This window comes from Paenibacillus paludis (assembly GCF_042610515.1).
GTDB lineage: Bacteria > Bacillota > Bacilli > Paenibacillales > Paenibacillaceae > Paenibacillus_AQ.
On sequence record NZ_JBGJZP010000006.1, the window covers coordinates 175,022 to 189,684 of the forward strand.

Genomic DNA, 14,663 nt, shown 5'->3' on the forward strand with positions numbered 1-14,663 from the left:
TATGTTCCGTTTGGAAGAGATATGCTATAATGTTGGGACGGATTCATCAACTGGGTTTAGAAATTTGATACCGGTTGTATTCATAGATTTGGCCACGGAAGGAGTCTACTGCAATGACGGTAAACTTTTTGATAGGCCGCTCGGGCAGCGGCAAGACAACAAGAATATGGGAAACGGTATCCTCAAAGCTGGAGTCTGAGCCGCTGGGCGCACCGATCATTGTACTTGTTCCGGAGCAGGGCTCGTTCGGGGCGGAGAGAGGCCTGCTGGCAGCAGGCAGCGTGAATGGCAGCATCCGGGCCCAGACCTTGAGCTTCTCGCGGCTTGCATTCCGGGTGAAGCAGGAGACCGGGGGCAGCGCCAGTCTGCCCATCAGCGAAGAAGGCAAAAAAATGCTGATATACAAGATCATCAACCGCCGCAAGGAAGAACTGAAGCTGTTCGGCGCTTCAAGCGACAGACCGGGCTTTGTGGAACGGCTCAGCGCACTGCATACCGAGCTGAAACGTTGCTGCCTGGGTGCTTCCGATCTGGAAGGACAGCTGGCAAGAATGCGCGAGGCCATAGGAAGCAGTCCGATTCTGGCCGGCAAGCTGGATGATCTGCATATCGTATTCAGCGAGTTGGAGCAGGAAATGTCACAGCTGTATATAGATCAGGAAGACCGGCTGGCTGAACTGGCGGAGCATATTGCGGATTCCTCTTACATAAGAGAAGCCGAGATCTGGGTAGACGGGTTCCATGGTTTTACCCCGCAGGAATTTATGGTGCTGCGCGAGCTGATGCAGCATGCATCAAGGGTGACAGTGGCCCTTACGCTTGACCGGATTTATCCAACGGGGCTGCAGCCGCATGAACTGGAGTTGTTTCACCCCTCCGCAGTTACGTATATCAAGCTGCGCGGGATGGCCGAAGAGCTGGGCCTTGAGGTCTGGGACGAGCTGCTGGCGCCGCCTGTGCTTCCGCGTTTCGCCGGAAGTCCGGCCTTGGCCCACCTGGAGCGCGGATTTCACCGCCGCAGCCGCTGGAGCGGCGATATCGGGCAGGCTGCGGAAGCCATCACGATCAGCGCTGCAGTCTCGCATAGAACAGAGGTCGAGGGCGCGCTGCGTGAAATGATCAGGCTGGCCCGGGATGAAGGGGCGGAGTACGGCGAGATGGCTGTATTCATGCGCAACATTTCAGATTATGAGCAGCTGATTACCCCGTTGTTTCAAGACTATATCGTCCCGTTCTTCCTGGACCAGAAAGTTAATGAGCTGCATCATCCGCTGGTGGAATTTGTACGGTCTGCACTTGATGTAGTGCGCCGCCGCTGGCGGTATGAGGATGTGTTCCGCTGTGTGAAGACCGAGCTTCTGCTTCCGCTTGACGGCAGTATTACCCGCGAGGATATGGACGCGCTGGAGAATTATGTGCTGGCCTGCGGCATCCATGGATACCGCTGGACCGACGGACGTTCCTGGAAGGGAATCCCCAGTCTTTCGCTGGAAGGCAGCCGGATTGTGGATGAGGAGCTGCTTCTGAAAATGGAGCGGTGCCGGGAGTGCATTACCGGTCCGCTGTATGCTTTTGAGAAAAGAATCAAGAAGAGCCGCAGCGGTCTGGAGCTATGTACAGCGGTGTACCTGCTGCTCCGGGAGTCGGATACCGCCCGGAAGCTGGAGAAGCTGAGCAGAGAGGCGCTTGAGCTGGGACAGCCGGAACGTGCGCGGGAACACAGCCAGCTATGGGATGCAGTGCTCGATTTGCTGGATCAGATCGCGGAAATGATGGGATCGGAGAGAATGGAATTCGAGCTGTTTGCCGGGGTGCTGGAGACCGGACTCAGCGAGCTTAAGATGGGTTTGGTTCCGCCTGCCTTGGATCAGGTGCTGGTCGGAAGCATGGACCGGACGAGGGTTTCAGGTGTGAAATATGCTTTCCTGCTGGGATTCAACGAAGGGGTTGTCCCTGCACAGTTCAAAGAGGACGGCATCCTGTCTGAGGGAGAACGGCTGCTGCTGGAGAACAGCGGAATGGAGCTGGCTCCGGGATCCTCGCGCAAGCTGCTCGATGAGCGCTTCCTGATCTATGGCGCGCTGACAACGGCCAGCACCAGACTGTGGATCAGCTATGCCACAGCCGATGATGAGGGCAAAGCGCTGCTGCCTTCGGAAATCATCCGCCAGCTGCATGGCATGTTCCCGGATGCTTTGCAAGAACGGTCCCTTTCCGGGTTCCCCGCAGCGGTATCTCCTGACGAAGCCGATGCAGGTGAAGCTTTGCATCTGGGCTTTGTGGGGCATCCCGGACAAAGTCTGCGCATGCTGATTATGCAGCTGCGCCAGTGGCGGCAGGGAGTGGAAATCCCCGGACTGTGGTGGGATGTCTATAACTGGTTCGCGGAGGATGAGCATTGGAGTCCGAAGCTGCAGCAGCTGCTGGGTTCGCTGTTCTACCGCAATGACGGCATTCCGCTCAAGCGGGAGACCAGCCTCCGTCTATACGGAGGCAGAACACTGCGCGGCAGCGTGTCGCGTATGGAGAAGTTTGTTGCCTGCTCCTTCTCCCATTTTGCTTCATACGGCTTAAGTCTGAAAGAACGCCAGCTCTATAAGCTGCAGGCGCCGGACATTGGACAGCTCTTCCATGCCGCGCTAAGCGATATGGCCAAGCGGCTGCAGGAGCAGGGCCGCGGCTGGGGGAGCTTGACGGCTGAGGAATGCCGCCGGGAAGCCGGAGAGACAGTAGACAGGCTGTCGCCGCTCCTGCAGGGCGAAATTCTGATGAGCAGCAAACGCTACGGATACATTTCCCGCAAACTGAAGAATATTGTCGGCCGCGCTTCCGTGATCCTCGGCGAGCATGCCCGCCGGGGCAGCTTCGAGCCGGTGGGGCTGGAGCTGGACTTTGGCCCGGGTAAAGATCTCCCGCCGCTGAGAATTACATTGCCTAACGGCTGTGTAATGGAGGTGGTGGGCCGGATTGACCGTGTCGATATGGCCGAAGGAGAGCATGGAGTTCTGTTGCGGGTTATTGACTATAAATCAAGCCAGAAGGATCTTAAGCTGCATGAGGTGTACTATGGGCTGTCGCTGCAGATGCTGACTTATCTCGATGTGCTGCTCACCTATTCGGAGCAGTGGCTGGGCAAGGCTGCGCTTCCGGCAGGAACCCTGTATTTCCATGTGCATGATCCGCTGCTTTCGTCGCCAAACGGGTTGAACCGTGAGCAGGCGGAGCAGGAGCTTCTGAAACGGTTCAAAATGAAGGGTCTGCTGACTGCGGACCGTGAGGTCGTTTCACTGATGGATACTACGCTTGATAAAGGGCATTCCTCAATTGTGCCGGTAGCGCTGAAGAGCGACGGCAGCTTTTACAGCAGCGCCTCTGTAGCCACGCCTGAGCAGTGGGGGCATTTGCTGTCCTCGGTGCGGAGCAATATTTCCGATATCGGGACGCGGATTACGGAAGGCGATGTGGCGATCCAGCCATACCGGATTCAGCAGGAAACGGCCTGCACGTTCTGTTCCTTCCGGCCGGTATGCCAGTTTGACGAGGCTGTGGAGGGCAATGGCTATAACAATCTTGCCAAGCCGGGCAAAGACGTGATCTGGGATCTGCTGTCCCATAAAGGAGGAGAGAAGCCGTGAGTATTAGAGCTGAAATAGAGGCCAAGCCGGAAGGCAGCCTGTGGAGCGATGATCAATGGCGCGCTATTGCCGAGAGCGGCGAAGATATTCTGGTTGCGGCAGCGGCAGGCTCTGGCAAAACAGCCGTACTGGTCGAGCGGATCATCCGCAAGATCAGCAACGAGGAGAACGGCTTCAGCGTGGACCGGCTGCTGGTGGCCACCTTCACGAAGGCGGCAGCCTCCGAGATGCGGCAGCGGATCCGCGAGGCACTGGAGCGGAAGCTGGAGGAGCAAGAGGGTGCGGAAGAGGGCGGAGCAGCGGGCAATGACTACTTGCGCCGCCAGCTTGCCTTGCTGGGAAGAGCTTCGATCACGACCCTGCACTCCTTCTGCCTCGAAGTTATCCGGCGTTATTACCAGCAGATCCCCATTGACCCCGGATTTCGGATTCTGAATGAGCATGAGGCGGAGATGATGCGCCAAGAGCTGCTGGAGGAGCTGCTGGAAGAGAAATACGGTGAGGTCTCTGAAGACGGAGAAGATGGCATTTTCGTAAAGCTTGCAGACTGGTTTAGCGGCGAGCGTACCGATGATGCGGTGCATGCGCTGGTCCAGCGGCTGCATGATTTTGCCCGCAGCCATCCCTGGCCGGCACAGTGGCTGAGGGATACTGCGGCTGATTTCTCGCTGCCGGACACGGAAGCTCTGAGCCGCACGGCTTGGGTGCAGAGTATTCTTGCCGAGGCGAAGCTTACGCTGGACGGCGCGGCCAGCCAGCTTATTCAGGGGCATGAAATCGCCTTGCAGCCCGGCGGTCCGGCTCCCTATGCGGAGAATCTGACTGCGGATCTGGAAATGGTCCGGGCGCTGCAGGATGATCTGCTAAATAAACCCTGGGCAGAGCTCTATAATATATTCATAGAGATATCCTTTGGCAAGCTTAAGGCTTGCAAGAAGGATGCAACCGATCCCGGACTGCAGGAGACGGTCAAGGAGCTGCGGGACAATGTGAAGAAGAGCCTGCTGGAGCTGCAAAAATCGCTGTTTGGGCGTCCAGCCGAGGTTTTTCTGGCGGAGCTGCATGAGGCGGCTCCGCTGATGCAGGAACTCGCTGAGACGGTCATCGAGTTCGGTGAACGTTACCGGATTGAGAAAGCAGGCCGCGGTCTGGTCGATTTCAGCGATCTGGAGCATTACTGTCTGCAGATTCTGCGCCATCCTGATTCTGCGCCGGGCCATTCGCTGCCATCGGATGCGGCAATGGAATACCGCGAGCAGTTCGACGAGGTACTGCTGGATGAATACCAGGATACGAACAGCGTACAGGAAGAGATCGTGCGGCTTATCTCCCGCGAATCGCCAGGCAACCGGTTCATGGTCGGCGACATGAAGCAGAGTATTTACCGCTTCCGTCTGGCGGAGCCGGGGTTGTTTCTGGACAAGTATCTCAGCTTTGGTGCGTCAAATAACGGGGCTGGCCGAGAGGGGATTCTCGGAGATGAGGAAGAGCAGGGCGGAGCAGCTGCTGCCCGGGGCTCGGTGATCGATCTGGCGCGTAATTTCCGCAGCCGGATGGAGGTTGTGAATGCCGTCAATATGATTTTCCGCCAGATCATGAACAGGACCGTTGCAGAGATCAGCTACGATGAGCGTGCCGAACTGGTCTACGGGGCGAATTTCCCGGGAGCGGAGGAGAACCGGCCGGATACTTATTTCGCGCCGGAGCTGCTGCTGATTGACCGGGGGACTGCACCGGCGGGCCGCATGGAGGAAGCCGCTGAAGACGGGGAGCTTCCTCCCCAGGAGAGCGAAGCCATCGAGAGCGAGACGGCGCAGCTGGAAGCGCGGGCCATTGCCCGGCGCATCTCGCAGATGACCGGGATGACCGGTGGCGCGCCGCTGCTTATCTATGACAAGTCCTTGCGTATCATGCGTCCTGTAGTGTACGGCGACATCGTTATTTTGCTGCGTTCTGCGCGGATATGGACACCGCTGATGATTGAGGAGCTCCGCCTGGAAGGCATTCCGGCCTACGGCGATCAGAACAAGGGGTATTTCCAGGCAACGGAAGTGGAAATTGCCCTGTCGCTGCTGCAAGTAGTGGATAATCCCCGTCAGGATATTCCGCTGGCGGGGGTGCTGCGCTCACCTGTAGTCAATTTAAGCGAGGAAGAGCTGGCAATGGTTCGTCTATGCAGCCCGGGTTCTTTCTATGATGCCCTGATGGCGGCTGCAGGTGACTCGGCTGCGGGCAGTACCGGTGAAGTCATTATGGCCGAACAGGAGCTTACTGCTGCGGCTGAGGTTGCTGCGGCTGTATCCCCCCTTAATAACGTTTCTGCAGCTTCCGCAGAAGAATTTGAATCCGGTGGTGCAACCGGTGCGCTGCAATTAGGCGGCGCCGGATGGGGAGCCGATGAAGCAGCGGTATCACAGATTCCGCCTGCACTGCGGAAGAAGCTGCAAGCTTTCACAGCATTATTGGAGGGTTGGAGAAATGCAGCCCGTCAGGGCAGTCTCAGTGCGTTGATCTGGCGCATCTACGGCGAGAGCGGCTATCTGGAATGGGTGGGCGGACTACCCGGCGGATTTCAACGCCAGAACAATCTCAAAGCACTGTACGACCGGGCGGTGCAGTTCGAGAAGGATACCTCCGCGCGCGGACTGTTCCGCTTCCTGGTGTTTATCTCCCGGCTGAGGGAGAACGGCGGCGATCTGGGTGTTGCCGGGGGAAGCGGCGAGGAAGCCGGTGGCGTCAGAATCATGACAATTCATAAATCCAAGGGCCTGGAATTCCCGGTTGTCTTTCTGGCCGGGATGGCTAAGCCCTTCAACCGGCAGGATCTGTATTCCCCGTTTCTGATGCACAAGGAGCTGGGCTTCGGCCCGCGGTTTGTGGAGCGGGAGACGCGTGTCAGCTATCCGACTCTCCCCTATCTGGCTATTAACCGCCGCTCGCGGCTGGAACTGCTGGCGGAGGAAATGCGGGTGCTCTACGTCGGGTTAACCCGCCCGAGAGACAAAATGATCCTCGTCGGCACTGTAAGAGATTTGCCGCGTGCCGTTTCAGGCTGGACGGGTATGCAGGGGCGCGAGGAACTGCTGCTGGCCGACCATCTGCTGGCCCGGGGCCGCAGTTATCTGGATTGGGTAGGTCCCGCTTTGATCCGTCATCCCGGCGCAGCTATTCTGCGCAAGCTGGCGGGAGTGGAAGGCACAGTCTCATCGGTGCTGCATGGCGATGCTTCCAATTGGAGCATCTCTGTGCTGGCTGCTTCCGGACTTGGGTCAGGTTCTTTTGCCGGCACGGCGGATGATGCTGCAAAAAGTGAAGAACGGCAGCTTATCCAGGATGCGCTTCGCACGGGCAGTGCACTGCGTTCACTAGGAACACCGGATGAAACAGAAATCTCCGGAAGACTGAAATGGGAGTATCCATACGCGGCAGCATCCGGCATTCCGGCCAAAACATCGGTGACGGAGCTGAAGGCCATGTTGTCTATGGAGGAACAGCCTTCCTATGACCTGCTCGAAGAAGGGTATTCTGCAAGCCGGGGTAACGGGTCTGGCCGCAGTAATGCACTGGCGGAGAGTCTCCATTTACGGCGTCCAAAGTTTATGGAGAAGAGGGGCTTGTCAAAGGCAGAGCGTGGAACGGCGTACCATACGGTGATGCAGCATGTCCCGCTGGACGGGCCAGTGGACCGTGCTGTTCTGGAAGCTGTGATGGCGCACCTGACCCGGGTCGCTATTCTGAACGGGGAGCAGGCGGAGGCGGTTGACCTTGCCGAGGTGGAAGCTTTTTACGCCGGTGAGCTTGGGCAAAGACTGCTGGGAGCATCATGGAAGCGCAGAGAGCAGCCGTTCAGTTATATGGTTCCGGCAGGCGAAGCCTACCGGGGACTTGATTATTTTGACAGAGAGCTGTCTAATCTTTCGATGGACAACGGCCGCCGGACGCTTGACGAGTCAGTGCTGATTCAAGGGGTGGTTGACTGTCTGTTCCGCGAGGAGGGACGGCTGATTCTGCTGGATTATAAAAGTGATGCCGTGCTGGAGCATGAAGGCGGACTGGACGGGCTGAAGGAAAAGTACCGGTTTCAGCTGGAGCTGTACAGCAAGGCGCTGAATGATATTTTAGGCGAACCGGTCAGCGAGATTTGGCTGTACTTTTTTGACGGCGGACATGCTGTGAAACTATAAATCTACTATAGAAGATAAACTGAAAAAACTAACCCAAAAGGTGAGATTGACGGCAGTTGATCTTATATCACCTATATGATGGCCGCGTGAGGGCGGGGAAAAGAGGGCGAAAATGCGCATATTGCATACGGGCGACTGGCATCTGGGCCGTACGCTGGAAGGACGGAGCCGGCAGAAGGAGCAGGAGCAGTTCATGGATGAGCTGGTGGAGATTGCCGATGACTCCAAGGCCGATCTTATTCTAATGGCGGGGGATGTTTATGATTCAGTCAACCCTCCGGCTGCGGCGGAGCAACTGTTCTATGATGCCGCAGCCAGACTGACGGCGAACGGCAGGCCGCTTGTTGTCATCTCCGGCAATCATGACCAGCCGGAGCGGGTAGCTTCCGTGTCTCCGCTTGTGCGCAGACAGGGCATCACCCTGGTGGGGCTGCCTACCTCGGAGCCGGTGACGGTACATGCCGTCCGGACCGGTGAAATTGCCAAAATCGCAGCACTTCCCTATCCCTCCGAAGCCCGCCTCGGGGAGCTGCTCGCCGGGGACAGCGGTGAGGATGAACTCCGGCTGGCCTACAGTGCGCGGGTAGGCAAGCTGATGAAGCTGCTCGGCCGGGAGTTTACACCGCAGACGGTGAATCTGGCCATGAGCCATATCTATGTGCTTGGAGGCGTGGAAAGCGATTCGGAGCGCCCCATTCAGGTAGGCGGAGCGTATACCGTAGATCCTTCGGCTCTGTCCTGCGGTGCGCAGTATACGGCGCTCGGACATCTGCACCGCGCCCAGCGGGTCAAAGGCGAGGGCATGATCCGCTACAGCGGCTCACCGCTTGCCTACAGCTTCTCCGAAGCGGGCCAGGCCAAATCGGTGACGATGATTGATGTGGCACCGGGCGGGGAGCCATCCTTTGAGGAAATCTATCTCCGCTGCGGCCGTCCGCTGGTTAACTGGAAATCTTCCGGCGGACTGCAGGAGGTATATGGCTGGCTTGATGAAGGCAGGGATGCCTCCGCCTTTATCGATCTGGAGCTGCGCCTGAGCGAAGCGATGTCGATGAATGATATTCAGCGGCTCCGCAAATCACGGGAAGGGATTATACATATCCGCCCGATCTATCCGCAGATGGAGCTTGAGCTGGAGGAAATCTCCCGTTCGCGGATGCCGGTCCAGGAGCTGTTCCGCAAGTTCTACCAGCGGCAGACCGGCGGTGCGGAGCCGGAGGACAGCCTGATCGAGCTGTTCCTTGAACTGACGGAAGAAGAACGGCGCCAGCCGGAGGAAGGGGAGGAGAACTAGGTGAAGCCGATTCTATTAAAAGTATCCGGGCTGCAAAGCTATCGGGAGCAGCAGGAGATTGATTTTGCGAGTCTGACGGAAACCGGGCTGTTCGGGATCTTCGGACCGACCGGCAGCGGGAAATCCAGTCTGCTGGATGCTATTACATTAGCGATGTACGGCAAGGTGGAACGGGCAGTGAACGGAACGCAGGGAATTATGAACCATTCCGAGGATCAGCTCAGTGTGGCTTTCACCTTCGAGCTCACTTCCTCCGCCGGTGTCCGGCGTTACCGGGTGGAGCGGAAATTCAAACGGACCGGGGAGCAGTCTATCAGCAATACAATCAGCCGGTTCATCGAGGTCACGGAAGACGGAGACCAGGTTATGGCTGACAAGCTGGCCGATGTTACCCGCTGTGTAGAAGAGCATATCGGACTGAAAATGGATGATTTCACCCGTGCGGTGGTTCTGCCGCAAGGCAAATTTGCCGAGTTCCTGTCGCTGCGGGGTGTGGACCGCAGGCAAATGCTTCAGCGGCTCTTTCACCTGGAGCAGTATGGCGACCAGCTTGCCCTCAAGCTTAGCCGCCGGGTCAAGGAGAACGAAGCGGCGCTGCGGGCGCTTGAAGCGGAGCAGCAGGGCCTTGGCAGTGCAGGGAAGGCGGATGTAGAGGCCGCAGCGGAGCGGCTGCAGGAAGCGGTCCGCCATGCGGAGGAATGCCGCAAGAAGCTGGAGGCGGCTATGCAGCTTGCCGAGCGCTACGCGAAGATCCGCGAGCTGCAGGAGGACCGTACCCGCCGTGAGCGGCGGCGGCAGGAATTGCTGTCGCAGGAGGAGAACGTCCTCCTGCTGGAGCAGAAGCTCGTCAAGGCTGACGAAGCCGAGAAGGGGCTGCCTGTGCTGAAGGCGTGGCGAAGCGCCGAGGACGCCTGGCGGAGCCGGCTCGCTGTTGCCGAGAGCCGGGAGACCTTGGCAACCGCCGCCGAGCATGAGGCGGCGGGGCTTGCAGCGGCCGAGGCTGCGGCGCAGGCTGCGCTGGCCGCCGAGGAGCCGGCCCTCCGGCAGGGGGCCGATACCTACCGCCGCGCGCTGGAGCTCGAAGCCGAGCTCAGCGAACTGCGGCGTGAGCGCGCTGCGGTGCAGGCGCGCCAAGGCGAAGCCTCCCGCGGGCTGGCTGCCCGGCGGGAGAGCATGGCCCGGGAGCGTGAGCTTTTGGCCAAGGGCCAAAAGCGCCAGCAGGAGCTGCAGCAAAGCCTGCAGCCGCTTGCGGTCCGCTCCCAGGAACGGCAGTCTCTGCAGGAAGCGATGCAGAGACTGCAGGAACTGAGCTCCGCCGAGTCCCAGTGGGAGACGGCGGAGCGGGAGCGCCGCGAGCGCGCGGCGGTGCTCGCGGCGGCAGAGGCGCGGCTGGCCGCCGCCGAAGCCCGGCGGCAGTCGCTGGCCGCAGCCCGCGGGGAGCACATTGCTGCGGCTGCGCTGCACCAGGAGGAGCTGCGGGCTGCAGAAGCCGCTGCAAGAAATGCCGCCGAGCGCCTGGAGCTGCACGGCAGCTCGCTGGAGTCTGCGCTGAAGGAGCAGGAGCTGCACAGGCTCTCGCTTACCCTAGCCCGTGAGCTGCAGGACGGGCAGCCTTGCCCGGTCTGCGGCAGCGGGCATCATCCCTCGCCTGCGTTGTCCCAGGACAGCGGCGGGGGGGAAGGGCTGGAAACCCAGCTCCAGCATATCCGTGCGCTTGAGCGGCGCGCGCTGGAAATCCGCCATCTGTTCCGCAGCCTGCTGGAGCAGGATGGCGCATGGCTGGAACAGATTTATGGTGAAGGGGTTATAGGCGACGCTCTGAAAACACCTGCGGCTGCAGGACTGGAGCAGGACGGCACGGATGCCTCAATGCATTCAGCTTCCACCGGGACCATCCCGGATGAAAGGTCCTTATCCGGGGTGGAGGCACAGCACGTGGCCCTGAAAGCCCGCTCCGGCGAGCTGCGCCGGGAAGCGGCGGAATGGCAGCGGGGGATGCAGGAACAGCAGCAGCTATGCCACCAGGAAGCGGCTGCGGCCACTGCCGAGACGGCCTGGGTGGAAGGCCTTGCCGTCAAGGCTGGCGATCTGGCCGCCCGGTTGGGCACCTTGCGCCAGGAATGGGCGCGGCTGTTCCCTGAACTGGCCGCGGATGAGGCTGAGAATGCCTATCGCGGGATGCTGGCAAAGGACGAACAGGCCGAGGAAATCAGAGGCCGGCTCGACATCAGCGTGAAGTTTCTTGAGGAGAAGGGCAATGCTGTACAAGTTCTGCAGGAAGAGATTGCCCTGCTGGATAAAGAGCTGGCCCAGTGGAATGCCCAACTGGAAGGCAAAGAAGCGCTCGAGCGCGAGAAGGAGCAGCGTCTGCTCCAGTGGACAGGCGGCCGTTCCGCCGCCGCCTTGCTGGAGGAATGCGAGCGGCGTCTTCAGGAGCTGCAGGCGGCGCTGGACAATAATAAGCAAAGGCACCGGCAGGCAGCGGACAAGGCGCAGCATGAGGTGAAGGAGGCGGCCATTGCCCGCCAGGCGGCGGAATCAGCGCGTGAGCATAGCGCTGCGGCCGCGGCCCACTGGGAAGAGAGCCTGAACTCTTCTCCGTTTGCTTCCGCCTCTGAGGTTGAAGGGGCGGCGCTCATGCCGGAAGAACGCAGCGGAGCCGCTGCCCGTATTCGGGCTCACCGGGAGGAAGAAGCGGAAGTGACGCTGCAGCTGCGGAGCATTGAGGAGAAGCTGTCCGGAGCCTCCTTAAGCACTGAGGAATGGCAGGAGAGCCAGTCTGCCCTGCAGACATGCAAGGAAGACGATGAACGCTCGCTGCAGAGCCGTGCGCGCGCAGAGCGTGATCTTGAGGATCTGCAGCACCGCCATATCCGCTGGATGGTGCTCGAAGGTCAGCGTAAGGAGCATGCGGCGCAGCAGGAACGGCTGTCCAAGCTGCAGGCTGTGCTGCGCGGCAATGCCTTTGTGGAATATATCGCCGAAGAACAGCTGATGCAGGTATGCCAGGCCGCTTCACAGCGGCTGCGGTTCCTGAGCAAGCAGCGTTACGCACTGGAAGTTGACTCCGGAGGCGGCTTTGTTATCCGCGATGATGGAAATGGAGGAGTCAGACGTCCGGTCTCGACGCTGTCTGGCGGAGAAACCTTCCTGACCTCCCTCTCACTGGCGTTGGCCTTATCGGCACAGATTCAGCTGCGGGGTCAGTATCCGCTGCAATTCTTTTTCCTTGATGAAGGCTTTGGTACTCTTGATCCGGATTTGCTGGACACCGTCATTACTTCACTCGAAAGATTGCATAATGACCAGCTGTCCGTCGGGATCATCAGCCACGTTCCTGAACTCCGGGCGCGATTGCCGCGCAAGCTGATAGTCGTGCCTGCAGAGCAGGGCGGGGGCGGTTCGCGTATTCTTTTGGAAAAAATGTGAAAGCGGGTTGAAGGTGTGATGACAATCACAGATACACCTTCAACCCCCTGTTATAATACAGCTAAGCCGACATCATTTTGAAACACCTCGGCGGACGTATGACCGGGAAACGCTCCTTTTCATACGTCCGCCGCCGAATCAGCTTTTTAAGCTGGTAGGGTGTTTCTTTTTTTTTGCTTTTTTTTATGAGTCTAATGGGTCCCGAAGTTCGAGATCCCTGCCAGATATGGGATTAGATTAAGCTATCATTACCTTGTTCCCCTGTACCGAACCCGCAACTACACATAGAGAAGCGCCTCAGCAGTGCCTTTTTGACAACGATTACTTTGTATGACGATCACCCTGAATGTTGGATGCGGATGATGTGGGACAAACAGAATACACTTTTCCTGTATCTGATACAGATAAGCGGGATATAAAGCTCCACATAAATATATATGGGCTGATAGAACACAGTCCGTGCGTAAAAAGTCCGAAGTCTGAAGTGCGTCGTGGGTAACAAAGGAACCGGGCAGATAGATGCCTCCGGGAGTCAGGCCACAAGGGAAATAAATAAAACAATGCCATCCCGTTTGCCAGCAGCTAACACTGTCTATAATACAGCCATGGTGATAAGCAGAGTTCTGTATTATCCCTAGTACACATTTTCACTAAGCAATGTCCCAATACATGTTTGACCTATCCTCCTGCTTGCGTGTGTATTCATTTCATTTGACTCATGATATGATCTTTCCGGCTTCCCTGCGTTGTATTATTCTTGTGCCGCTTTCGTAATCCATGATTATCCTGTATGATTAGAGAACATAAAAACTAATTGTGGCGAAGAAGGCCGGTCTGAAGAATTACTACGGAAGTATCGCTCCACAAACTTTTAGGAGGAAGCGTTGTATGGAAACTGTCTTTAGCAAGATTATTGAAGGCTCAATCCCTTCCAAAAAAGTGTTCGAGAACGAGCGGATACTGGCATTCTACGATATTGAGCCTGCCGCACCGGTGCATGTGCTGATTATCCCTAAGAAGTTCATCGCTTCGATGAATGATGTCACGGCTGAAGATCTGCCGCTGATCGGTGAGATTCACGCTGTAGCGCAGCAAATTGCTATTCAGTTGGGAATTGCGGAGACAGGCTACCGTCTGATCAACAATTGCGGTCCGGACAGCGGACAAGCCGTGCCTCACCTTCATTATCATTTGCTTGGCGGTGCCAAACTGGGCGCACTTGTCGGCAATTCCGCATCACATGCTTAGCAGATATTTCAAATTCTGATAACCTGCCTAAAAAAAGAATAACACGAAGGTTGACACCTTATTTCGGTTTGACCTATAATGAAATATGATGAACCGTGTTATGCTCTTGGACGGTCTGGTCGGAGGGAGGGAAAACTGGTGTCTGAAACGAAAGTTCGTAAAAACGAGACAATTGATGCTGCACTTCGTCGCTTTAAACGTTCCATCGCTAAAGATGGTGTCTTGGCTGAGGTGAAGAAACGTAAGCATTATGAGAAGCCAAGCGTAAAGCGCAAGAAGAAGTCTGAGGCTGCTCGTAAGAGAAAGTTTTAGGAGGATTACCCACGCATGAATCTTAGCGAACGATTAAACGAAGATATGAAGCAAGCGATGAAGAGTAAGGACAAGTTCACACTCTCCACCATTCGAATGGTTCGTTCTACAATAAAGTATCTTGAAATAGATTTGAAGAGAACATTAGACGACAACGAAGTGCTTGATATCCTTAGTCGTGAAATCAAACAGCGCAAAGATGCCCTCCAAGAATTTGAATCAGCGGGTCGCGACGAGCTTGCCGCGAGTACGAAGGCAGAAATCGAGATTATCATTAAGTATCTTCCCGAGCAGCTTTCCGAAGAAGAAATTAAAGTAATTGTACAGCAGACCATCCAGGAAACCGGTGCTTCTTCGAAAAGTGAAATGGGTAAGGTCATGAGCGCACTGATGCCTAAGGTCAAAGGTCGCGCCGATGGTAAACTCGTGAACCAGGCGGTTCTGCAATTTCTGCAATAATATAACGCTAGCACCCCTTGAATAAAGGGGTGTTTTTCATTATCGGTGGATAAAATGAAGGGAGAAAGTAAAGCGCAGCTTACTTCCTCCCTTTTTTTGTTG

Annotated in this window: 7 protein-coding genes; all 7 read left to right on the forward strand. The window is 57.2% G+C overall.

Going from position 1 to position 14,663, the window contains the following annotated elements; genetic code table 11:
- Nucleotides 1–113 precede the first annotated feature (113 nt).
- The 7 genes from addB to ACAN56_RS13640 all read left to right on the forward strand — a co-directional run bounded on the left by addB (nt 114) and on the right by ACAN56_RS13640 (nt 14,561).
- Entirely contained in the window at nt 114–3,635 is a 3,522-nt protein-coding gene (addB, locus tag ACAN56_RS13610) for a helicase-exonuclease AddAB subunit AddB (protein ID WP_379143412.1), read from the forward strand.
- Nucleotides 3,632–7,819: a UvrD-helicase domain-containing protein gene (locus ACAN56_RS13615; RefSeq protein ID WP_379143414.1), complete on the forward strand. Its 4,188-nt coding sequence runs from the start codon at nt 3,632–3,634 to the stop codon at nt 7,817–7,819. Before addB ends, ACAN56_RS13615 begins: the two co-directional genes overlap by 4 nt.
- Before the next feature lie 112 nt (nt 7,820–7,931).
- Nucleotides 7,932–9,113 carry an exonuclease SbcCD subunit D gene (locus ACAN56_RS13620; protein ID WP_038595441.1) on the forward strand — a complete coding sequence of 394 codons (1,182 nt, stop codon included), beginning with the start codon at nt 7,932–7,934 and terminating at the stop codon, nt 9,111–9,113.
- Nucleotides 9,114–12,542 (forward strand): AAA family ATPase, encoded by a 3,429-nt coding sequence (locus tag ACAN56_RS13625; RefSeq protein WP_379143417.1) that lies wholly within the window; start codon nt 9,114–9,116, stop codon nt 12,540–12,542.
- A gap of 888 nt (nt 12,543–13,430) precedes the next feature.
- The gene (locus ACAN56_RS13630; RefSeq protein WP_038595438.1) at nt 13,431–13,790 is read left to right on the forward strand and encodes a histidine triad nucleotide-binding protein; all 360 of its coding nucleotides are present in this window, start codon (nt 13,431–13,433) and stop codon (nt 13,788–13,790) included.
- A 138-nt stretch (nt 13,791–13,928) separates the two neighbouring features.
- The gene (gene rpsU / locus ACAN56_RS13635) at nt 13,929–14,102 is read left to right on the forward strand and encodes a 30S ribosomal protein S21 (protein WP_005547957.1); all 174 of its coding nucleotides are present in this window, start codon (nt 13,929–13,931) and stop codon (nt 14,100–14,102) included.
- A gap of 15 nt (nt 14,103–14,117) precedes the next feature.
- Nucleotides 14,118–14,561, forward strand: coding sequence for a GatB/YqeY domain-containing protein (locus tag ACAN56_RS13640; protein WP_036683862.1), 444 nt, complete (start codon nt 14,118–14,120; stop codon nt 14,559–14,561).
- The last annotated feature ends 102 nt before the right edge of the window (nt 14,562–14,663 follow it).